This is a genomic window from Sphingomonas piscis (assembly GCF_011300455.1).
In the GTDB taxonomy this organism is placed as follows: domain Bacteria; phylum Pseudomonadota; class Alphaproteobacteria; order Sphingomonadales; family Sphingomonadaceae; genus Sphingomicrobium; species Sphingomicrobium piscis.
Genome location: NZ_CP049869.1, coordinates 1,506,576 through 1,528,097, shown reverse-complemented (window position 1 = coordinate 1,528,097; position 21,522 = coordinate 1,506,576). Strand labels below are relative to the sequence as shown.

Genomic DNA, 21,522 nt, shown 5'->3' with positions numbered 1-21,522 from the left:
GAAGCCCGGTGAACGAGGCTCTACCGATCGACCATCCGGACGAGATCGCGTCCGCGATGCGCGGCCTGTCCGTCCGCTCCATTGCCAAGGCGTACGACAAACGCGCCGTGCTTCGCGACGTGTCGCTGACCGTGTCGCGCGGCGAGGTGGTCGGCCTGCTCGGCCCCAACGGCGCCGGCAAGACCACCTGCTTCTACTCGGTGATGGGCCTTGTGAAGCCCGACAGCGGCCGTATTTTCCTGGACGAACAGGACATCACCGACCTGCCGATGTACCGACGCGCCATTCTCGGCCTCGGTTATCTGCCGCAGGAAACCTCCATCTTCCGCGGGCTGTCGGTCGAGCAGAACATTCTTGCCGTCCTGGAAGTCGCCGAACCGGAACGCCAGGCGCGGCGCGACCGGCTTGAGCAATTGCTCGGCGAATTCGGACTGACCGGCCTGCGCGATTCCGCCGCCATGGCACTGTCGGGCGGTGAGCGGCGCCGCTGCGAAATCGCTCGCGCCCTTGCCGCCAACCCCTCCATCATGCTGCTCGACGAGCCTTTCGCGGGCATCGACCCGATTTCCATCTCCGACATCCGAGAACTGGTCCGCGAACTGAAGCAGCGCGACATCGGCGTGCTCATCACCGACCATAATGTCCGGGAGACGCTCGACATCGTCGATCGCGCCTGCATCATCTACGATGGGCAAGTGCTGTTCCAGGGCACGCCCGAGGCGCTGGTGGCCGACCAGGAGGTGCGCCGCCTCTACCTCGGCGAAAGCTTCGCCCTTTAAGGGTTTGCCATGGGGCTCGGCCCGCGCCTCGACATCCGCGTCTCCCAGTCGCTGGTCCTCACTCCGCAGCTGACCCAAGCGATCAAGCTGCTCCAGCTCAGCAATCTGGAGCTTGAAGCCTTCATCGCCGAGGAGTTGTCGAAGAACCCACTGTTGGAAAGCCGCTCCGACGACGACGAGCCAGGTGGCGAAGCGCCCGCGCCCGAAATCGAAGGAGACGACTTCGACGCGCCCGACGATCCCGGCGCCGACGACCTCATTTCCGGTGCCGCTCAAGGCGACCAGCCGCTCGACATGGACTGGGAGCGGGAAGCGCTGGAAACCGACAGCTTCTCCGATGTCGCAACCTCGGGCGGCGGCGAGGAGGCGTTCGACTTCGACCGGCTCGAATATGCTGCCGGTTCGCTCGCCGAACATCTCCAGGACCAGCTTCACGGCGCCTCCGGCCCGGTCGGAGACCTAGCGCGCCTGATCTGCGAAGCGCTGGAAGACACCGGCTATCTCGACATTCCGCTGGCCGACGTCGCCGAACGCACCGGTGCCCCGCTCGCCACCGTCGAGGCGGCGCTCGCTTTGGTGCAGGGGCTTGAGCCCGCAGGCGTCGGCGCCCGCAGCCTCGCCGAATGCCTGGCGCTGCAGGCGAAGGCGGCCGACCGCTACGATCCGGCTATGGCGCGGCTGATCGACAATCTCGAACTCCTGTCCAAGGGCCGCCTGAACGACCTCAAGCGCATCTGCGGGGTCGATGACGAGGATCTTGCCGACATGATCCGCGAGCTTCGAGCGTACGATCCGAAGCCCGGCTGCCAATTCTCGCAAGCTGCAGCCGAGGGGGTCACGCCCGATGTGTTCGTTCGGCGCACCGGCGGTGGCTATGCGGTCGAACTAAACGGCGCCACCTTACCGCGCCTGCTGGTCAACCGGCGCTATTATCAGGAGCTCAAGACCGGCCCGCAAGATAAGGCGTCGCGCGCCTGGCTGAGCGACTGCCTCGCCAGCGCCGGCTGGCTGGTGAAGGCACTCGACCAGCGCGCCCGCACCATCGTCAAGGTCGTCGGTGAGATCGTGAAGCGGCAGCAGGGTTTCTTCGAGCGTGGCGTTTCCGGCCTCAAGCCGCTCACCCTCCGCGAGGTCGCCGAAGCGATCGAAATGCACGAATCCACCGTCAGCCGGGTAACATCCAATAAGTATCTGATGTGCGACCGTGGCCTGTTCGAACTGAAATATTTCTTCATGTCGGGCGTCGGGGGCGGCGAGGATGGCGGCGACGCGGCGTCGGCAAGCGCCGTTAAGGCTGCCATCGCCGACGTCATCGCCAAGGAAGACGACATACTCAGCGACGATGCCATCGCTGCAATGCTCAAGGACCGCGGCTACGACGTCGCGCGCCGAACCGTCGTGAAATATCGTGAGGCGATGGGGATCGGCTCCTCCATCCAGCGCCGCCGCCAGCGCAAGATCGCGGGCGGCTGAGGCCCCCCTGTCCTAGGTAGGCCGTTTCGGGCTAGACCTTGGGCATGAGTGGCGACTCTGCCGCCGACAACTGGAACAAGGCTGCAATACCAGGCTTAAGTTCGCACTTCATGTGCAAAGCCCGTGACTATTGCGAACTAAGGGCAGCCGAAAGGAGACTATTATGGCTACGGCCACCTTGGACGTGGGTCCGCTCGGCCTCGAAAACCCGATGGGCACCGACGGTTTCGAATTCGTCGAATATGCCGCACCCGATCCCGAACTGCTTCGCTCTCTCTTCACCAAAATGGGCTTTCCCGCGATCGCCCGCCACCGCCGCAAGGACGTGACGCTGCACCGGCAGGGTGAGATCAACTTCATTATCAATGCTGAAGCAGACAGCTTCGCCCAGCAGTTCGCCCGCGACCACGGCCCATCAGCCTGCGCCATGGCGTTCCGGGTCAAGGATGCCGCCGCCGCCTACAAACGCGCGATCGAGCTCGGCGCCAAGGGGCTGGACAACGATGTCGGGCCTATGGAGCTCAACATTCCGGTCATCGAGGGCATTGGCGGATCGCGCCTCTACCTGGTCGACCGCTATGGGGCCGAAGGCTCAATCTACGACGTCGACTTCCGTTTCGAGGATGGTTGGCAGGAGGAAATGGCGAAGCTGGACAGCCGCCTGACCTACATCGACCACTTGACCCACAATGTGAACCGCGGCCGCATGAGCCACTGGGCGGAGTTTTACGAGCGGCTCTTCAACTTCCGCGAGATCCGCTATTTCGACATCGAGGGCAAGCAGACCGGCCTCTTTTCGAAGGCGATGACCTCGCCCTGCGGCCAGATCCGCATTCCCCTGAACGAAAGCCAGGACGACAAGAGCCAGATCGAGGAATTCCTGCGCGAATATAAGGGCGAGGGAATCCAGCACATCGCGCTCGGATCGAGCGACATCTACTCCTCGGTCGACGTGCTCTCCGGCCGCGGCATTCCCTTCCAGGACACGCCTGAGACCTATTACGACCTGCTCGACGAGCGCGTGCAGGGTCATGGCGAACCGAACGACGAGTTGAAGAAGCGCCGCATCCTGGTGGACGGTGCGCCAACCGAAGGTCAGGGCCTGCTACTCCAGATCTTCACTCAGAATGTCATCGGCCCGATCTTCTTCGAGCTCATTCAGCGAAAGGGCAACGAGGGTTTCGGCGAAGGCAACTTCAGGGCCCTGTTCGAGTCCATCGAGCTCGACCAGATGCGCCGCGGAGTTATTTAATCGCGGTTTGAGCGTTTCGCACTTGCAACCAAATGCGACCCGCCTCTTTTAGTCCCCGTCCGCTCCTACGCGGGCGGGGATCAATTCAAGCGCGGCCAGGAGACGACCAATCGCCAACTTCATGTTCGCGACCGGGATCGAAAACAGCATCCCGACGATCAACAACGGCAAAACGCGCGTCGACCAGATGGAGGCCTGCGACCATTACCGGCGCTGGCGCGAGGATTTCGATTGCATTCAGGAAATCGGGATCAACTATCTCCGCTACGGCCCGCCCATCTACAAGACCTACCTCGGGCCGGGTCGCTACGACTGGAGCTTCTCGGACGTAACCTTCGCCGAGCTGAAGCGCCGCGACATCACGCCGATCGTCGACCTTTGCCACTTCGGCGTTCCCGACTGGATCGGCAATTTCCAGAACCCGGATTTCCCGCAGCTGTTCGCGCAATATGCCGGCGCCTTTGCCGAACGCTACCCGTGGGTCCAACTCTACACGCCGATCAACGAGATGTTCATCTGCGCGGTCTTCTCGGCCAAGTACGGCTGGTGGAATGAGCAGCTGCAGGACGACCGCTCGTTCGTCACCGCGCTCAAGCATATCGTTCGCGCGAACGTCATGGGGATGATCGAGATCCTCAAGCGCCGGCACGACGCCATCTTCATCCAGTCGGAATCGTCGGAATATTACCACGCGGACTCACCCGCGGCGATCGGCCGGGCGGAAATCCTCAACCAGATGCGCTTCCTGTCGCTGGACCTGAACTACGGCCGGCGGGTCAACAGCGACATGTACGAATACCTCCTCGGCAACGGAATGACCAAGGAGGAATATGATTGGTTCCTCAATCACCGGCTGAAGCAGAACTGCATCTTCGGCAACGATTATTACATGCTCAACGAGCATCGCGTGTTTGCCGACGGGCACACCGTCGCGGCGGGCGAGACGTTCGGCTACTGCGAGATCACGCGGCAGTACTACAACCGCTACCGCCTGCCGGTGATGCACACCGAGACCAACCTGTGGGAAGGCCCGCACGGCGACGAAGCGGTGAAGTGGCTGTGGAAGGAATGGGCCAATGTGCTCCGCCTTCGCAACGTCGGCATCCCGACCGTCGGCTTCACCTGGTACTCGCTGATCGACCAGATCGACTGGGACACTGCGCTTCGCGAGAAGAACGGCAACGTCAATCCGCTCGGCCTCTTCGATCTCGACCGCAACATCCGCAACGTTGGCCGCGCCTACAAGCAGCTGATCGCCGACTGGCGGGACGTGTTGCCGGCCCAGAGCGTCTGCCTGGTGGTGCCGATCAAGAAGCTCGGCGAGCAGGGCGAATATGACGACGACGATGCTGCCGGGCGATCGGCAGCAAATCAGACGATGGCCGCCGAATAGAGGATGGCCTGGGACGACGGCTATATCGCGGTCGATTGGGGCACCACCAACCGTCGCGCTTATCTGATCGATGCCGGTGGCGAGTGTGTCCGTGAGTTTGAGGATGGCAAGGGCGTCCTCTCCGTTCCGAAGGACGGCTTCCACTCCGCAGTGGGCGAGATCAAGGCGCACCTTGGCGACCGTCCGCTGCTGTTGGCAGGAATGGTCGGATCTAACCGCGGCTGGGCGGAGGCGCCCTACGTGCCCTGCCCCGGTGGTCTTCGCGAACTCGCCGACGGGATCGTCTGGGTCGAGGAAGGTGCCGGCATCGTCCCGGGCATGTCTTATGTGGGCAACGGCCGCGCCGACGTGATGCGCGGCGAGGAGGTTCAGGTGCTCGGCGCCGTTGCCGCCGGCTTGATCCCGCCCGACTGCACCGTTTGCCATCCCGGCACTCACAACAAATGGGTCAGCCTGCGCGACGGCGGCATTCAGCACTTCCGAAGCGTGATGACGGGGGAGCTGTTCAACCTCCTGAAGCAGCACAGCATCCTGTCAGATCTGCTGTCGCAGGACGCCCTCGAAGGCGAGGCGTTCGACGCGGGCGTGCGCACGGGCCTCACCAGCGATGATCTGCAGTCCGAACTGTTCGCGGTCCGCGCCCGCGTCCTTCTCGGCGAAGCGCAGCGCGCGGACGCCGCCTCCTACACGAGCGGCCTGCTGATCGGCAGCGACGTCCGAATCGGCCTCAAGGAAGCCGGGGAAGGACCGGTAATCGTGATGGCCCGCCCGGAACTTACCCGTCTCTATGCGGCGGCGATCCGCGCCGCCGGCCGTGGGGCCACCGAACTGGACGGTGAACGTGTTTTCCTCGCGGGAATGGCACGCATCAAGGAGCTGGTCTGATGATCCCCAAGGAAAGGCTGAACCTTTATCTCGCGCAATGCCCGCTCGTGGCCATCATCCGCGGCGTTACGCCCGGCGAGGCGGATGGGATCGGCCGGGCCTTGTTCGATGCGGGCATCCGGATCATCGAAGTTCCGCTCAACTCGCCCGAGCCGCTCGAAAGCATCCGCATCTTGTCGTCGGCGCTCGGCAATGACGCCCTGATCGGCGCCGGTACGGTGCTGACGACTGAAGACGTCACAAAGGTGCAAGCCGCCGGCGGCGAGCTGATCGTGTCCCCAAACACCAACACGCAAGTGATCGCCGCAACGGCCGCAGCCGGAATGGCCTCTGCGCCAGGTTACTTCACGCCCTCCGAAGCCTTTGCAGCGCTCGAAGCTGGGGCGGACGCGCTGAAGCTGTTCCCTGCCGAGGGAGCCACGCCGCAGGTGGTGAAGGCGCAGCGCGCGGTTCTGCCCAAGCAGGTCCCACTCCTCGTCGTCGGAGGCGTCTCGCCGGACAATATGCAACCGTGGCTTGAGGTAGGGGCCAACGGTTTCGGCCTTGGCTCAGGCCTCTACAAACCGGGACAGACAGCGGCGGAAACTGCCGCTAAGGCGGCCGCCTACGTCCATGGGGTAAAGCGTCAATGAAGCCACTTCGCGTTGCAATCATCGGGTTCGGCAAGATCGCCGCCGACCAGCATGTGCCGTCGATCGAGAGCAATCCGCGGTTCCAGCTTGCCGGCACCTCCAGCCGTGAGGGCAAGGGCCCGCAGCCCAACTTCACCGATTGGCGCGAACTGATCCGGAGTGTGGACGGCCTTGATGCGGTGGCGATCACCACGCCGCCGTCGGTCCGCTACGACATTGCCCGTGAGTGCCTCGAAGCCGGGCTTCACTGCTTGCTGGAAAAGCCGCCGAGCGTCGGCCTGGCCGATATCCACGACCTCGCCTGCCTTGCGGAGGCCAAGGGGCTGACGCTTTACACCACCTGGCACAGCCAGCACAGCGCCGGCGCCGAGGCGGCGGGCCGCGCGCTCGCGGGCAAGCGCGTCGCGAAGATGGAGGTTCGCTGGCAGGAGGATGTGCACAAGTGGCACCCCGGCCAACAGTGGATCTGGGAACCAGGCGGCTTTGGCGTCTTCGATCCCGCGATCAACGCCTTTTCAATCCTGACCCGCATCATCCCCGACGGCATCTTCGTAAAGTCGGCGGACCTCGCATTTCCAAGCAATGCCCATACGCCGGTCGCGGGTGAGATCGCCTTTACCAGCCCCGCTGCCGATGGCCCGATGACCTGCCATCTCGACTTCCTGCGCAAGGAAGGTGAGGACTGGACGATCGAGATCACCACAACGGACGGCCTGAACGTGCGGCTGGAACGGGGCGGCAGCGACCTGTTCCTGAATGGCGAACGGCAGGACATCGACAGCCCCGGCGAATATCCCGGAATCTACCGCGAGTTCGCCGACCTTCTCGACGAACGCCGGAGTAGCGTCGATGTCGCTCCCTTGCGCCTGGTTGCCGACTGCTTGCTGGTTGCACGGCGGACGCAGGCCGACCCGATCTTCATGTAGGCCAACTGCCTACTTGTGGAGTTTCGCTTCCCGAGCGTAATGACCCCTTCGGAGCGCGGGACTGCCCGAGTCTGCTCCGGGGGTGAGTGCGTATGAGTGAGGTGATCACCGACGAGTTGAGTCAGCTTGACGGGGCCTTCGCCGGCAACCGCTTGCTTTCCACCTTTCCCAACGATGCGCGCGCGATCCTGGAACCCGACTGCGAGGTGGTGGAACTGGTTCAGGGCGACATCGTCTTCACACCGGGTGAATCGCTCAAGCACAGCATTTTCCCGATCAATCAGACGATGATCTGCCTCACCGTCGATCTCGATCTCGACCGATCGATCGAGGTAACCTCGGTCGGCCGCGAGGGCGCCGTCGGCGGGATCATCAGCTGTGGTCATGCGCCCGCCTTCACCAAGGCCGCGGTGCTGATCGCGGGACCGGCCCTGCGCATTCCCCTGCAAGCCCTGCAGGAAGCCAAGTCACGCAGTTCGTTCATCGGCAACATCTTCTGCCGCTACTCGGACTATCTGCTCTCCACCGTGATGCAGGCCGTCGCGTGCAACGCTTTTCATCCTATTCCCGCGCGCGCTGCACGCTGGCTGCTGACTGCGCAGGACCGCGGCGGCGACCGCATTGAACTGACGCAGGAAATGTTCGCCTCCCTGCTTGGCGTCCAGCGCACCACCGTCAACGCGATCGTTCGCGGGCTGCAGGACGAAGGGTTGATCAGCAATCGCCGCGGCGTGATCCAGGTCGTCGACAGGGCCGGGCTCGTCCGCCGCGCCTGCTCCTGCTACCAGTCGATTGAGACGCACTTCAGCAATGTCATTGGCTTGACCGGAAGCGGCACGGCCGCCGATTAGGCCGCCAAACGCCAGCCGAGCGTCTCGCCGGCGTGGAAGGGCACCAGCCCGGCGACGGTGTCGGGCACGACATGGTTGATCCGCTCAAGGGTCACGAAGCTGTCGTTGAGCGGCAAGCCGTAAAAGCGCGGGCCGTTTTCGGACGCGAAGGCTTCGAAGCGGTCGAGCGCCCCTTCTTCGTCGAACACGGTCGCATAGCTTTCGAGCGCAAACGGCGCGTTGAAGATGCCCGCGCAGCCGCACGACGATTCCTTGGCCGCCCGCTCGTGCGGCGCGCTGTCGGTACCAAGGAAAAATTTGGCGGAGCCAGAGGTTGCGGCCTGGCGGACCGCAAGCCGGTGCTGTTCCCGCTTCGCGACCGGGAGGCAGTAGGCGTGAGGGCGCAAGCCACCGGCGAAGATCGCATTGCGGTTGATGATCAGGTGCTGGGGCGTGACCGTCGCCGCGATGTTGGGCCCAGCGCTTCCGACGAAGGCAGCGGCTTCAGAAGTCGTGATGTGTTCGAGCACGATCTTGAGCTCGGGAAAGTCCGCGACGACGCCGGTCAGCACGCGATCAATAAACACGGCCTCGCGGTCGAAGATGTCGACTGAAGAATCGGTCACCTCGCCGTGGACGCACAACACCATGCCGATACGCTGCATGCGCTCCAGCACCGGATAGACGTTGCGGATGTCAGTGACGCCGTGCGCGCTGTTGGTGGTCGCATGCGCCGGGTATAGCTTGGCTGCGACCCACACCTTTTCGGCGAAACCTCGCTCCATCTCGTCGGGGTCGGCACCGTCCGTCAGGTAGCAGGTCATCAGCGGGGTGAAGCCCTCCCCGACCGCAGCAAGGATGCGCTCACGGTAGGTTTGAGCAGCCTCCACCGTCATGACCGGCGGTGTCAGATTGGGCATGATGATCGCGCGCCCGAACTGACGTGCGGTGTACGGCGCCACCCGCGTCAGCATCTCGCCGTCGCGGAGGTGGACGTGCCAGTCGTCGGGTCGTCTGATGGTCAGAGTTTGCGCAGTCACGGCGCGCTCCCTACCTGAAGGCCATGCCAGCGACCACCCTATCCGACCGCGCCGTGATCCGCCTGTCCGGAGAGGATGTGCGAGGCTTCCTCAATGGGCTGGTGACAAGCGACCTTGCCGGGCCGCTGCCCGTGTGGACGGGGCTGCTGACGCCACAGGGCAAGTGCCTGTTCGACTTTCTGGTGTGGGAGGATGGCGGCGACTTTTTGCTCGATTGCGAGGCAGCTGCCGCCGATGAGCTTGCCAAGCGCCTGACCATCTACCGACTGCGGCGCGCAATCACGATTGCACGCGAGGATGAACTTGCCGTTCACTGGCAAGCGGAGGGTAACGACGGAGTTCCCGATCCGCGCCTTGCGTCTCTCGGCCGCCGCTGGCTTGCTCCACCCGCCGACGGCGCAGGAGGCTGGCTGGAACATCGCCTCCGGATTGGCGTCTGCGAAGGTCGCGCCGAGCTTGGCGATCTGCTCTGGCTCGAGTGCAATGCAGCGGAGCTGAACGGGGTGAGCTTCACCAAGGGATGCTTCGTTGGACAGGAAAATACAGCCCGCATGAACTGGCGGCAGAAGGTCAACCGCCGCTTGGTCGTGGTGGAAGCGGATGAACCTGGCCCGCGAGCCCGAGTCCACTATCCCGAGCTCGGCCTTGCCGTGGAGCACCGGCGGGTCGACGACCTCGCCGGTGCTCTGATGCCGGACTGGCTTGCAGAAGGACTTGCTGCTTAGGCGGCCAGCTTTCGCAACACGTAAGGCAGGATTCCACCCGACCGGAAATATTCAAGCTCGTTGTAGGTGTCGATGCGGCAGCGCGCGGTGATCGTGAACTCGCTCTTGTCCTGACGTCGGACGGTGACTTCCACGTCTTGGCGTGGCTGAAGCTCGGCAACGTTCGCAATCGAGAATTTCTCGCTACCGTCGAGCCCGAGGCTTTCGGCATTCTCGCCATCGCGGAACTGCAGCGGCAGGACGCCCATGCCGACGAGGTTGGAGCGGTGGATACGCTCGAAGCTTTCGGCGATGACGGCGCGGACGCCAAGCAGCACGGTACCCTTGGCTGCCCAGTCGCGCGACGAGCCGGTGCCATATTCCTTGCCGGCGATGATCACCAGCGGACGGCCGTCCTGCTTGTAGTGCATCGCAGCGTCGTAGATCGCCATCGTCTCGCCGGTCGGTGCGTAGCGGGTGAAGCCGCCCTCGACATTGTCGAGCATCCGATTGCGGATGCGGATGTTGGCGAATGTGCCGCGCATCATCACGTCATGGTTGCCGCGGCGCGCGCCGTAGCTGTTGAACTCGCCGCGCGGCACGTTGCGGTCGAGCAGGAAGCGCCCGGCGGGGCTGTCCGGCTTGATCGCGCCGGCGGGCGAGATGTGGTCGGTGGTGATGCTGTCGCCGAACACTGCCAGCGCCCGGGCGCGGACGATGTCGCCCGGCGCTTCGGCCTGCATGGTCATGCCGGTGAAGTAAGGCGGGTTGGCGATGTAGGTGGAATCGGACGGCCACTCATAGGTGTCGCCGCCGGTCACCTCAATCTTGCGCCAGCGCTCGTCGCCGCGGAACACGTCGGCGTAGCGCGACCGGAACATGTCGGAATGGACGTGCTGGTCCATCAGCGAGCGCACTTCCGCGTTGGTCGGCCAGATATCGCGAAGGTAGACCGGCTCGCCGTTGGTGGCGGTGCCAATCGGATCGTTGACCATGTCGGAGGTCACGGTGCCTTTCAGCGCATAAGCGACCACCAGCGGCGGTGAGGCGAGATAGTTGGCGCGGCAGTCGGGCGACACTCGGCCTTCGAAGTTGCGGTTGCCCGACAGGACACTGACGGCGACCACATCGTTGGCGTTGATGGCCTTGGAGATCGGCTCCGGCAGCGGGCCCGAGTTGCCGATGCAGGTCGTGCAGCCATAGCCGACGAGGTCGAAGCCGACGGCGTTCAGATCCTCCTGAAGGCCGCTGGCGTTGAGATAATCGGTGACGACCTGGCTCCCAGGCGCAAGGCTGGTCTTGACCCAGGGCTTGCTCTGCAGACCTTTCTCCCGCGCCTTGCGGGCGACCAAGCCGGCGGCGACCAGCACCGACGGGTTGGAGGTGTTGGTGCAGCTGGTGATGGCGGCGATCACCACGTCGCCATTGCCGATGTCGAACTGCTCGCCCTCTACGGCGACACGCGGCTCACCTTCCTTTTTGTAGGTGGAGGCAAGCTCGCCGTTGAACTGGTCGTCGACGTCAGTCAGCAGCACGCGGTCCTGCGGGCGCTTGGGGCCGGCAAGCGACGGCTCGATGGTCGCCATGTCGAGGTCGAGCGTATCGGTGAACACCGGCTCGGGCGCCGAGGCGTCGCGCCACATGCCCTGCGCCTTTGCATATTCGCGCACCAGTTCGATCCGTTCGGCATCGCGGCCGGTGAGTTCGAGATATTCGACGGTGCGATCGTCGATCGGGAAGAAGCCGCAGGTCGCGCCATACTCCGGCGCCATGTTGGCGATGGTGGCGCGGTCGGCGAGGCTAAGCGCGTCGAGACCCGGGCCGTAAAACTCCACGAAGCGCCCGACGACGCCCTTGGCGCGCAGCATCTGGGTGACGGTCAGCACCAGGTCGGTGGCGGTGATGCCTTCCTTGAGCTCGCCCGAGAGGCGGAATCCGACGACTTCGGGGATCAGCATGCTGACCGGCTGTCCGAGCATTGCGGCTTCGGCCTCGATGCCGCCGACGCCCCAGCCGAGCACGCCCAGGCCGTTGACCATGGTCGTATGGCTGTCGGTGCCGACGAGCGTGTCCGGATAAGCGACCGTCTCACCCGTCTGGTCCTCGCTGGTCCATACGGTCTGCGCGATATTCTCGAGATTGACCTGGTGGCAGATGCCGGTGCCCGGGGCACTACCTTGAAATTGTCGAACGCCTGGCTGCCCCACTTCAGGAACTGATAGCGCTCGCCGTTGCGGGCATATTCCAATTCGACGTTGCGCTCGAACGCCTTGGGCGTACCGAACTCGTCCACCATGACGGAGTGATCGATAACGAGATGAACGGGCACCAGCGGATTGATCTTCTGCGGGTCGCCGCCGAGGTTCTTCATCGCATCGCGCATCGCGGCGAGATCGACTACCGCAGGAACGCCGGTGAAGTCCTGCATCAGCACGCGCGCCGGGCGGTACTGGATCTCACGAGAGATGCGCCGTTCCTTCTGCCAGTCGACCATCGCCTGAAGGTCGTCGCGGGTGACGGTGGCGCCATCCTCGAAGCGAAGCAAGTTCTCAAGCAGCACCTTCATCGAGAAGGGCAGGCGCGACACATCGCCGAGCGCCTCGCCCGCCTTGCTCAGCGAATAATAAGCATAGGCCTTGCCGCCGACGTTCAGGGTGGAGCGAGTGTTGAGGCTGTCCTGGCCGGTGGGGATCATGGCGAGTCCTTGGATCGATGGAATGCTCCCGAAAAGGGAGCCGCGCCGCGCCCTTAGCAAGCAGCGCCTGCCCTCGCAAACGCGTCAGTTCTTCGCGGTCTTCCTGGCCGGCCTGCGAGCAGGGCGGCGCTTCTTTTCCTGCTTCAAATCGTCGACTGCGCGGACAACCGCGGCCTTGGCGGCCTCACGTTCGCGCGGATCGCCTGCAACGTCGCCCGCCTTGTCGATCGATTCGACGGCTTCTTCCTTGAGTTCCTGAATTTCCGCTTCTTCCAGATCCTCGATGCCGGCCATTTCGCTCCGAGCCTCGCGGCTGGCGATCAGCAGTTCGTCGAGCTTGGCGTGCATCGCGACGTCACGCCGGTGCGCCTCCGTTTCCCGCGCCTTTTGCTGGTTGAGCACCATCTGCGTCAGTGTGATAGCAAGAATGGACAGGATGGCGGTGAGGATATCCGTTTCGAAGCCGCCGAGGAACCAGGCGGCGCAGACCAGGATAACGGCGATTTGAGCCAGAGGAGTGGCTGCGATGTCGGCGACAAAGGAGGATATGGCGCAGCCGACCCGGTCGAAGAGGCTCTGCTTCGACGATGAAGATACAGGCTTATGACCATTCGCCATGACGGCACAGGTAACGAAGCTAACCTTGATTAAGTTGCTAGATCCAACCCCGCCTCTTCAGCACCCAGAGCGGCAGAACGGCGCTGGCGAGCATCAGCCCCAGCGCCCATGGGTAACCCCACAGCCAAGACAACTCGGGCATATGGTGGAAATTCATCCCGTAGATGCCGGCGACCAAGGTCGGCGGCAGGAACACCAGTGCAGCCCAGGAGAAGAGCTTCATCGCCGCATTCTGTTCGACGCTGATCAGGCCAAGCGAGGCGTCGAGCAGGAAGGTCAGATTGTCCGCAAGAAAGTTGGAATGCTCGTTCAGCGACGTCGCGTCGGTGAGCAGGCTTTCGATGTGCCGCACCTCTCCGTTGGCGCTCGGCTGGTTCATCTGCTCGGAGCCGCGCAGGAAGCTGAGCAGCCGGCTGGTGCTGACCGCGGTGTAGCGGATCTTCGTCAGCAGGATCTGCGCCCGGCCGATACGGGTCAGCAGGGCCGTCAGCCGCGCCGCGGGAATCCGCCGCTCGTCGGTCTGCTTGCTGAAGATATGGCCCGACATCCGCTCGATCTCGCTACCCAGATCCTCCAGTTCGTCGGCAAGCCTGTCGATGATCGCGTCCAGCAAGCGGGCAAGAACCGTTGGCGCGTCGCGCGCCAACTCCGGCTCACGCCGGACATGGTCGATGAAGGCTAGGACGGGCTTGGGCGTCGCATAGCGGATAGTCACCAGCCGATTCCTGGCGAGCACGAAGCCGATCGGGCTGCTGGTCGGCTGACCTTCGGACAGGCCGTGAAGCACGCTCATCGTCATGTAAAGGGCGTCGCCTCGCTCGTAGAGGCGGCTCGACGGCTCGATCTCCGCCAACTCCTCATGCGTAGGGATGTTGAGGCCGATGCAGCGCTCGACCAGTTTCTCCTCCTCCTTGGTCGGCTCCTCAAGGTCTATCCAGGTCGCACCGTCGGGGATGACGCCTGCCTTGGCTTCCACTAGGCTGCCGTCACAATCGGGACCGTAGGTTCTGAGCATGCGGCGGTGATCCGCCGAAAGGTGGGGGTTTGCAAGCATTGAGCATCGGCCGCAGGCGGCGGCGGAGGAACTTGCAGGTCTGGTGGCTGGCCGCGCTTGCCGTGCCTGCTATCGCGGCCATGGTGCTGTTTTCCATGGGTCGGCCCCCGATCTGCACCTGCGGCGAAATCGACCTGTGGGTGTCCAGCACCACCAGCGCCAAGACCAGCCAGATGCTGAGCGACTGGTACAGCGCCAGCCACATGGTTCACGGCTTCCTGTTCTACGGCTTGCTGTGGCTCGTGGCGCGGCGCGTTCCGGTGCAGATTCGCTTTGTGGCGGCCTCGCTGGTCGAAGCGGCCTGGGAGATCGTCGAGAACACGCCGCTGATCATCGACCGCTACCGTGAAGCCACTGTTGCGTTGGGGTATACGGGCGATAGCGTGCTCAATTCCATGTCCGACATCGCCATGATGGGCGTCGGCTTTCTCGCCGCCCGAAAGCTGCCGCTCTGGGCAGCCTTGCTGGTCGTCATCGCGCTCGAAGTCATGCCGCTGATCGTGATCCGCGACAATCTGACGCTGAACGTGCTGATGCTGCTTGCCCCCAGCGACGCCATCCGCGCCTGGCAGGCTGGCGCTTAGCGCCGAGACCCTATCGTCCCAGCATCATCTCCGGCTTGACCACGCGCTCGAACGTCTCCTCGTCGACCAATCCAAGCTCCAGCCCCGCTTCCTTCAGCGTTAGGCCCTTCTTGTGGGCATGCTTGGCGATGTTCGCGGCATTGTCGTAGCCGATTTCCGGCGCCAGTGCGGTGACCAGCATCAGCGACCGGTTCATGAGGTCGGCGATACGCTGCTCGTCCGGCTCGGCGCCGTCGAGCATCCGCTCCGTGAAGCTTTCCATCCCGACGCTGAGCAGGTTGATCGAGCGCACGACATTCGCGCCGATCAGCGGCTTGAAGACGTTCAGTTCCATGTGGCCCTGAAGACCGCCGACGGTCACGGCGACGTGATTGCCCATCACCTGCGCCGCCACCATGGTCAGCATCTCCGCCTGGGTCGGGTTGACCTTGCCCGGCATGATCGAGCTGCCGGGCTCGTTTTCCGGGAGCTTGAGCTCTCCGAAACCGCAGCGCGGGCCGGAGCCCAGGAGGCGAATGTCGTTGGCGATCTTGCTGAGACTGACGGCGATGGTGTTGAGCACGCCCGACAATTCCACGAGGCTGTCGTGCGCTGCCAGTTCGGCGAACTTGTTGGGCGCGGAAGTGAAGGGCAGCTGCGTGAGGTTCGCGACCTCCTTGGCGAACTCGTCGGCGAAGCCCTTGGGCGCATTCAGGCCGGTGCCGACCGCCGTTCCGCCCTGCGCAAGCCGCATTACGCGCGGCAGGACCGCCTCGACGCGAGCGATATTGTCTTCGATCTGGGCTGCGTAGCCGGAGAATTCCTGACCCAGCGTCAAAGGAGTCGCATCCTGCAGGTGGGTGCGACCGATTTTGACGATTGTATCCCAGCGCTGGGCCTGGTCCGCAAGCCGCGCATGGATGATCCTCAAGGCGGGCAGAAGGCGCCGGTGAACCCCTATGCCCGCCGCTATGTGCATGGCCGTCGGAAAGCTGTCGTTAGACGACTGGCCTTTGTTGACATGGTCGTTCGGGTGGACCGGCGACTTGCCGCCACGGGTTCCGGTCAACCGCTCGTTGGCACGGCCGGCAATCACCTCATTGGCGTTCATGTTCGACTGAGTGCCCGAGCCGGTCTGCCAAATGACCAGCGGGAACTGGCTGTCGAGATCGCCCCGCGCCACTTCGCCGGCCGCTTGCTGCACCGCCTCGGCGATCGCCGGGTCAAGATTGCCGAGCCGCGCATTCACCCGCGCCGCCGCCTGCTTAACATAGCCGAGCGCATGGACGATCTCGATCGGCATCTGCTCGCGCGGGCCAAACGGGAAGTTGCCGATGGAGCGCTCGGTCTGCGCGCCCCAATAGCTGTCGCCGGGAACCTCGATCGGGCCAAAGCTGTCGGTTTCGGTGCGGGTGTTGGTCATGGTCGTTCCGTCATGCTGAACTTGTTTCAGCATCCATTGCTGAGACGGACGGCCACCTGCTCGAAAATAGACCCTGAAACAAGTTCGGGGTGAGGAAGCCGTCTATTTCTTGCGCGTAAAGTCCACGCTGACGACGTTTGAGCCGTCTTCCACCGGCTCTGCGCGCGGCGCGTCATTCTCCGCTTCCTCATGATCCTCCGCCGGCGCGTCGTCGGCATTGGCGTGAAAGGTCAGCGCAAATTCGACCGCGGGATCGTGGAACTGGGTCACGGCGGCGAATGGTACCACCAAGGTCGACGGAACACCGCCGAACGACAGGCCGACGCTGAACAGTTCGTCCTCGACCTTGAGGTCCCAGAAGCGGTGCTGGATGACGATGGTCATCTCTTCGGGAAAGCGTTCGGACAGATGCTTGGGAATGATCACGCCCGGCATCTTGGTCCGGAAGGTAATGTAGAAGTGGTGCCCGCCGGGCAGTGCCCCGGTTTCTTCCACCTGGCGAAGCACGCGCCCGACCACGGCCCGTAGTGCCTCCTGGACGATCTCGTCGTAGGGAATCAGGCTTTCGGGGGCTTCGTCGTTCATCGCCTCTCGTGGTAGCGAGGTCGGGACACTGGTCAAGAACAGCGGGTGACAAAATGCCGATCGACGCGACGCAGCCTTACGACGACAGCAACATCTTCGCGAAAATCCTCCGCGGAGAGCTGCCGTGCAACAAGGTCTACGAGGATGAGCATGCGCTCGCCTTTCACGACATCAACCCGATGGCGCCGGTGCATATCCTTGTCATCCCCAAGGGCGGCTACGTCTCTTGGGACGATTTTTCGGAGCGGGCGTCCGACGCGGAGATCGCCGGCTTCACCCGCGCCGTCGGCAAGGTTGCTCGCGATGGGGCAATGGTGACTCAAGGATATCGATTGCTCGCCAACATCGGTAAGCGCGCGGGCCAGGAAGTCGGGCACCTTCACGTCCACATTTTTGGGGGGCAGCCGCTCGGCCCGATGCTCGCCAAGTAAGGCTTTCGACCAACGGTCTTGCCCTTGGGCGCGCAGCCGCTACGCTCAGCGGCATAGGGAGGAGCCGCTTCGGCTCCCATTAGGGGACAGACATGATCTTTGGCCGCGTAAAGCCGCTGGACGCGATCCTGGCGACCGCCGAGAAGAAATCGCTTCACCGTACGCTCGGTCCGATCCAGCTGACGCTTCTGGGCGTCGGCGCAATCATCGGCACCGGTATTTTCGTGCTCACCGCCGCCGCGGCGCAAAAGGCCGGCCCGGGCATGATGTACAGCTTCATCATCGCCGGTGTCGTGTGCGCCGTTGCCGCGCTTTGTTATTCGGAACTGGCATCGATGGTGCCGGTCTCCGGCTCCGCCTACACCTACAGCTACGCGGTGGTCGGCGAACTGCTGGCCTGGATGGTCGGCTGGGCGCTGATCCTGGAATATGCCGTTGCCGCCTCCGCCGTGTCGGCTGGCTGGTCCGGCTATTTCATGGGCTTGCTGGAAAGTTGGACGGGTTTCCGATTGCCCGAACTTCTGACCGCCGGGCCGACCTGGACGATGAACGGTCTCATCCCAAATGCAGACATCAGCCACGGCCTGATTAACGTTCCGGCAATCGTCGTGGCACTGGCGGTGACATGGCTGCTGATGATCGGCACCAAGGAGAGCGCCGCATTCAACGCCGCGCTGGTGGCGGTCAAAGTCGCGGCACTGACCATGTTCGTCATCCTGACGCTGCCAGTCATGCAAGGCGAGCATTTCGCGCCATTCTCGCCGAACGGCTGGTTTGGGCCTCCGGGCACCAGCGGGCTGGGCATCGTTGGCGCTGCTGCGTCGATCTTCTTCGCCTATGTCGGCTTCGACGCGGTTTCGACGGCGGCAGAAGAGACCAAGAACCCGCAGCGGAACGTGCCCATCGGCCTGATCGGTAGCCTTGCCATCTGCACCGTCTTCTACCTGCTGGTCGCGGCCGGCGCGGTGGGTGCAATGGGCGCACAGCCCACGGCTTTGGGCGTTCAGCCCGGCTCCGCAGAGTTCACCCGCCAGTGCGCCGCGCTCGTCGCGCAGGGCAACGAGCCGCTCGTCTGTTCGAACGAGGCGCTTGCGCACGTGCTCCGGTCGGTCAACTACACCTGGGCGGGCGATCTCATCGGCCTTGCCGCGAACCTCGCGCTGCCCTCCGTCATTCTGATGATGATGTTCGGCCAAACGCGCATCTTCTTCGTGATGGCACGCGACGGACTGCTGCCCGAGAAACTCTCGGCGGTTCACCCGAAGTGGAAGACCCCGCACATTGTAACTCTCGTCACCGGCATCTTCGTCGCCATTGCGGCGGCGTTGCTTCCGGTCGGGCAGCTTGCGGACATATCCAACTCCGGCACCCTGTTCGCATTTTTTATGGTGGCAATCGCCGTGATGATCCTTCGGGTACGTGATCCGAACCGCGTGCGTCCGTTCCGTACTCCTCTGGTGTGGGTCATCGGACCGGTCGCTGCTGCAGGCTGCGTGTTCCTGTTCTGGAACCTGCCGGTCGAGGCGAAGCTGGTGCTTCCGATCTGGGGCTTTGTCGGGCTGCTCTTCTACTTCCTGTACGGATACCGGAAGAGCCACGTCGGCCGGGGGCTGGTCGAAGTGCACGAGACCGAAGTCTCGGACCTCGAACCGCCGGTACCCGGAGTGGACGAGCCCGGCCGCTAAGGGCCCAAAATTCCGAAAGAGAACGGGAGGCTTCGGCCTCCCGTTTTTCGTTCAGGCGAGGAGATCGCCGGCAAGGACCCTGAGGTCCGCTTCTGGCCGGGCGCCGTAGTGCTGGATTACCTCGGCGGCGGCGATGGCGCCGAGCCTCAGCGATCGTTCGAGGCCAAGGCCTTTTGCCTGTCCCGCGAGAAAGCCGGCGGCGAACAGGTCGCCCGCGCCGGTAGTGTCCACAAGGCGGTCGATCGGCTCGGCAGGGACGCTGGCCGACTCACCACCCGACCGGGCGACGGCGCCTTGCTCGCTGCGGGTGACCACGAGTACCGGGACCTTGGCGGCAACCTGGGTCACCGCTGCGTCGAAGTCCTCCTCGCCGGCCAGTTCGGTGATCTCCGCTTCGTTGGCGAATAGGATGTCGAGCTTGCCTTCCTCGATCAGGCGCAGGAAGTCGCCGCGATGGCGGCTGATGCAGAAGCTGTCGGAGAGGGTGAAGGCGACCTTGGTGCCCGCCGCGCGAGCCGCATCGATCGCGACCTCCATCGCCGCGCGAGGCGCCAGCGGGTCCCACAGATATCCTTCGAGATAGAGGATCTTTGCCGATGCGATCTCGGCAGGGTCGATGGCGTCCGACGTCAGGTTCTGCGCCGCGCCCAGGAAGGTGTTCATGGTCCGTTGGGCGTCGGGCGTGACGAGGATCAGCGAGCGGGCGGTGGCGCCCACATCGCCGCGCGCCGGCGTGTTGAACTCCACGCCGAGGCTGCGGATGTCGTGGCGGAAGATGTCACCGAGCTGGTCTTCGGCGACCTGGCCGATGAAGCCGGCACGGCAGCCCAGTGCTGCAAGACCCGCCGCGGTGTTGCCCGCCGATCCGCCCGACAGCTCGCGCCCGGATCCCATGACTCCGTACAGGCGCTCGGCCTCCGCCTCATCGATCAGCCGCATCGAGCCCTTGTCGAGCCCCTGCTGAGACAGGAAGGCATCGTTCGCGTCGGCGATCACGTCGACGATGGCGTTTCCAATGGCGAGCACATCGAGGCGGCGGTCGGTCATGTCGGTCCTTCGGCTGATCGGAAAGGCGCGCCGGTAGCGGGGCCACCCGCGCGGCGCAACCTTGCCACCGTGCGCGCGCGCGGCCATCATCGGCCCCATGCGCCGCATTATCATCATTGCCGCCCTCCTGCTGGCGGCCTGTACCCCCGACAATGTTCCTCCACCCGCTACCACCACACCAGCGCCGGTCACGCCCTCGACCCACGTGCTGACGGACGTTCTCGGCTTCACATCCGGCGAGTTGATCCGCCGCTTCGGCTCTCCCGCCTTGCAGGTCCGCGAGGGCACTGGCCTGAAGATGCAGTGGCGGGGCGTCGCCTGCGTTTTGGACGCCTACCTTTATCCGTCGACCGGCAATGCCGAACGAGTCACCCATGTCGACACGCGCCTTCGTTCGGGCGCTGAGGCGTCTCAGGCCGCCTGCATCGCCGCGCTCGAGGCGCGCTGAAGCTCGGCAAGCGCCCAGGTGGCCGCTTCGACGACCACCTCGTCGGCGTCGGTCAGGTGCTGCTGGACGACGGAGATCAAGGCTGGGTCGTCGCTGTTGCCGGCGGCGATCAGGCAATTGCGGATGAAGCGGTTGCGGCCAATCCGCTTGATCGGAGAGCCCGAGAACATCTCGCGAAAACCACGCTCGTCGAGCTGAAGAAGGTCCGTCAGGGCCGGTGCCGCCAGCTCCGCGCGTGGCAGAAAGGCGCGGTTTGCATGCGCCGCCTCCGCGAATCGGTTCCACGGACATGCGGAAAGACAATCGTCGCAGCCATAGATCCGATTGCCCATCGAGCGGCGAAACTCGTGCGGTATCGGACCTGTATGTTCGATGGTGAGATAGGAAATGCAGCGCCGCGCATCCATTCGGTGAGGCCCAAGGAAGGCTTGGGTCGGACATGCCGTCAGGCAGGCGGTGCAGCTGCCGCAATGCATGCCGCTTCGCGCTGCCACGTCGGGTTCAAGCTCGAGACTGGTGAGGATAACGCCAAGGAAGAGCCAGCTTCCGTGATCGTGGCTGACGAGATTGGTATGCTTGCCCTGCCAGCCCAGCCCCGCCGCCATCGCCAGCGGCTTTTCCATTACCGGCGCCGTATCGACGAACACCTTCAGCTCCGACGGCGCCCGATCGACGATGAAGCGGGCGAGCGCCTTCAGCGCCTTTTTCACCGTCTTGTGGTAATCGCCGCCCTGCGCATAAACCGAGATACGGCCGACTTCCGGACGGTCGCCCAAGGCGCGCGGATCGGCGGCGGGCGCGTAGCTCATGCCCAAGGCGATGGCGGACCGAGCTTCGGGCCAGAGCGCCAGCGGCGAAACGCGATGATGCGCCCGCTCCTCCATCCAGCCCATGTTGCCGTGGTGCCCGGCTTCCAGCCAGCGTTCGAGCTCCAGTCCCGCATCGCCGGTCGCATCGGCATGCGTGAAACCGCAGGCGACAAAGCCCAGTCGCTCCGCTTCTTCCCGAATCTGTTGCTTCAAACTTGTCATTTACCTCTAGGCGCTTACCACGCCGGGC

20 protein-coding genes and 1 pseudogene are annotated in these 21,522 nt (G+C 64.0%); 13 read left to right on the top strand and 8 right to left on the bottom strand.

Annotation, left to right across the window (positions count from 1 at the left end; all coding sequences use genetic code 11):
* Positions 1 to 56 precede the first annotated feature (56 nt).
* From lptB to G7077_RS07580, 8 genes are all read left to right on the top strand, one after another.
* Positions 57 to 779: an LPS export ABC transporter ATP-binding protein gene (lptB, locus tag G7077_RS07615; protein WP_166412396.1), complete on the top strand. Its 723-nt coding sequence runs from the start codon at positions 57 to 59 to the stop codon at positions 777 to 779.
* A 9-nt stretch (positions 780 to 788) separates the two neighbouring features.
* Positions 789 to 2,252 (top strand): RNA polymerase factor sigma-54, encoded by a 1,464-nt coding sequence (gene rpoN / locus G7077_RS07610; RefSeq protein WP_166411178.1) that lies wholly within the window; start codon positions 789 to 791, stop codon positions 2,250 to 2,252.
* A 163-nt stretch (positions 2,253 to 2,415) separates the two neighbouring features.
* Positions 2,416 to 3,504 carry a 4-hydroxyphenylpyruvate dioxygenase gene (gene hppD / locus G7077_RS07605; RefSeq protein ID WP_166411177.1) on the top strand — a complete coding sequence of 363 codons (1,089 nt, stop codon included), beginning with the start codon at positions 2,416 to 2,418 and terminating at the stop codon, positions 3,502 to 3,504.
* A gap of 121 nt (positions 3,505 to 3,625) precedes the next feature.
* Complete coding sequence (locus tag G7077_RS07600; RefSeq protein WP_166411176.1) at positions 3,626 to 4,897, top strand: family 1 glycosylhydrolase; 1,272 nt, start codon at positions 3,626 to 3,628, stop codon at positions 4,895 to 4,897.
* 3 nt (positions 4,898 to 4,900) lie between these two features.
* Positions 4,901 to 5,782, top strand: a complete 882-nt coding sequence (locus G7077_RS07595; RefSeq protein WP_166411175.1) for a 2-dehydro-3-deoxygalactonokinase — start codon at positions 4,901 to 4,903, stop codon at positions 5,780 to 5,782.
* Complete coding sequence (locus G7077_RS07590; RefSeq protein WP_166411174.1) at positions 5,782 to 6,414, top strand: 2-dehydro-3-deoxy-6-phosphogalactonate aldolase; 633 nt, start codon at positions 5,782 to 5,784, stop codon at positions 6,412 to 6,414. Before G7077_RS07595 ends, G7077_RS07590 begins: the two co-directional genes overlap by 1 nt.
* Positions 6,411 to 7,340 carry a Gfo/Idh/MocA family protein gene (locus G7077_RS07585; protein ID WP_166411173.1) on the top strand — a complete coding sequence of 310 codons (930 nt, stop codon included), beginning with the start codon at positions 6,411 to 6,413 and terminating at the stop codon, positions 7,338 to 7,340. Before G7077_RS07590 ends, G7077_RS07585 begins: the two co-directional genes overlap by 4 nt.
* A gap of 92 nt (positions 7,341 to 7,432) precedes the next feature.
* On the top strand, positions 7,433 to 8,191 hold the full coding sequence (locus G7077_RS07580; RefSeq protein WP_166411172.1) for a Crp/Fnr family transcriptional regulator: 759 nt from the start codon (positions 7,433 to 7,435) through the stop codon (positions 8,189 to 8,191).
* On the opposite strand, the gene pyrC is transcribed toward G7077_RS07580, so the two are convergent.
* Complete coding sequence (pyrC, locus tag G7077_RS07575; RefSeq protein WP_166411171.1) at positions 8,188 to 9,210, bottom strand: dihydroorotase; 1,023 nt, start codon at positions 9,208 to 9,210, stop codon at positions 8,188 to 8,190. The genes G7077_RS07580 and pyrC overlap by 4 nt on opposite strands.
* A gap of 23 nt (positions 9,211 to 9,233) precedes the next feature.
* Between pyrC and ygfZ the strand changes: the two genes are divergently transcribed.
* Complete coding sequence (gene ygfZ, locus G7077_RS07570) at positions 9,234 to 9,935, top strand: CAF17-like 4Fe-4S cluster assembly/insertion protein YgfZ (RefSeq protein WP_166411170.1); 702 nt, start codon at positions 9,234 to 9,236, stop codon at positions 9,933 to 9,935.
* Here the strand turns inward: ygfZ and acnA are convergent.
* The 3 genes and pseudogenes from acnA to G7077_RS07555 form a co-directional block, all read right to left on the bottom strand.
* A pseudogene (gene acnA / locus G7077_RS07565) lies at positions 9,932 to 12,609 on the bottom strand (aconitate hydratase AcnA). The gene ygfZ and the pseudogene acnA sit on opposite strands and share 4 nt — an antisense overlap.
* A gap of 84 nt (positions 12,610 to 12,693) precedes the next feature.
* The gene (locus G7077_RS07560; RefSeq protein WP_166411169.1) at positions 12,694 to 13,227 is read right to left on the bottom strand and encodes a hypothetical protein; all 534 of its coding nucleotides are present in this window, start codon (positions 13,225 to 13,227) and stop codon (positions 12,694 to 12,696) included.
* A 37-nt stretch (positions 13,228 to 13,264) separates the two neighbouring features.
* A complete protein-coding gene (locus G7077_RS07555) occupies positions 13,265 to 14,242 on the bottom strand; it encodes a magnesium transporter CorA family protein (protein ID WP_166411168.1) in 978 nt (325 codons plus the stop codon).
* 71 nt (positions 14,243 to 14,313) lie between these two features.
* Between G7077_RS07555 and G7077_RS07550 the strand changes: the two genes are divergently transcribed.
* The gene (locus G7077_RS07550; protein ID WP_246167102.1) at positions 14,314 to 14,865 is read left to right on the top strand and encodes a DUF2585 family protein; all 552 of its coding nucleotides are present in this window, start codon (positions 14,314 to 14,316) and stop codon (positions 14,863 to 14,865) included.
* 10 nt (positions 14,866 to 14,875) lie between these two features.
* Here the strand turns inward: G7077_RS07550 and fumC are convergent, their stop codons facing one another.
* Both fumC and G7077_RS07540 read right to left on the bottom strand, forming a co-directional pair.
* On the bottom strand, positions 14,876 to 16,267 hold the full coding sequence (gene fumC, locus G7077_RS07545; protein WP_166411166.1) for a class II fumarate hydratase: 1,392 nt from the start codon (positions 16,265 to 16,267) through the stop codon (positions 14,876 to 14,878).
* A gap of 102 nt (positions 16,268 to 16,369) precedes the next feature.
* Positions 16,370 to 16,852 carry an SspB family protein gene (locus tag G7077_RS07540; protein ID WP_166411165.1) on the bottom strand — a complete coding sequence of 161 codons (483 nt, stop codon included), beginning with the start codon at positions 16,850 to 16,852 and terminating at the stop codon, positions 16,370 to 16,372.
* Positions 16,853 to 16,905: 53 nt separating this feature from the next.
* Here G7077_RS07540 and G7077_RS07535 point away from each other — a divergent pair, with 53 nt between their 5' ends.
* Both G7077_RS07535 and G7077_RS07530 read left to right on the top strand, forming a co-directional pair.
* Entirely contained in the window at positions 16,906 to 17,283 is a 378-nt protein-coding gene (locus G7077_RS07535; RefSeq protein ID WP_166411164.1) for a histidine triad nucleotide-binding protein, read from the top strand.
* A gap of 92 nt (positions 17,284 to 17,375) precedes the next feature.
* Entirely contained in the window at positions 17,376 to 18,968 is a 1,593-nt protein-coding gene (locus tag G7077_RS07530; RefSeq protein WP_166411163.1) for an amino acid permease, read from the top strand.
* A gap of 51 nt (positions 18,969 to 19,019) precedes the next feature.
* Here G7077_RS07530 and G7077_RS07525 read toward each other — a convergent pair whose 3' ends face one another.
* Positions 19,020 to 20,015, bottom strand: coding sequence for an adenosine kinase (locus G7077_RS07525; RefSeq protein ID WP_166412395.1), 996 nt, complete (start codon positions 20,013 to 20,015; stop codon positions 19,020 to 19,022).
* 97 nt (positions 20,016 to 20,112) lie between these two features.
* Between G7077_RS07525 and G7077_RS07520 the strand changes: the two genes are divergently transcribed.
* Complete coding sequence (locus tag G7077_RS07520) at positions 20,113 to 20,463, top strand: hypothetical protein (RefSeq protein ID WP_166411162.1); 351 nt, start codon at positions 20,113 to 20,115, stop codon at positions 20,461 to 20,463.
* On the opposite strand, the gene queG is transcribed toward G7077_RS07520, so the two are convergent.
* Positions 20,427 to 21,494, bottom strand: coding sequence for a tRNA epoxyqueuosine(34) reductase QueG (queG, locus tag G7077_RS07515; protein WP_166411161.1), 1,068 nt, complete (start codon positions 21,492 to 21,494; stop codon positions 20,427 to 20,429). The two genes, G7077_RS07520 and queG, sit on opposite strands and share 37 nt — an antisense overlap.
* Between the last annotated feature and the right edge of the window lie 28 nt (positions 21,495 to 21,522).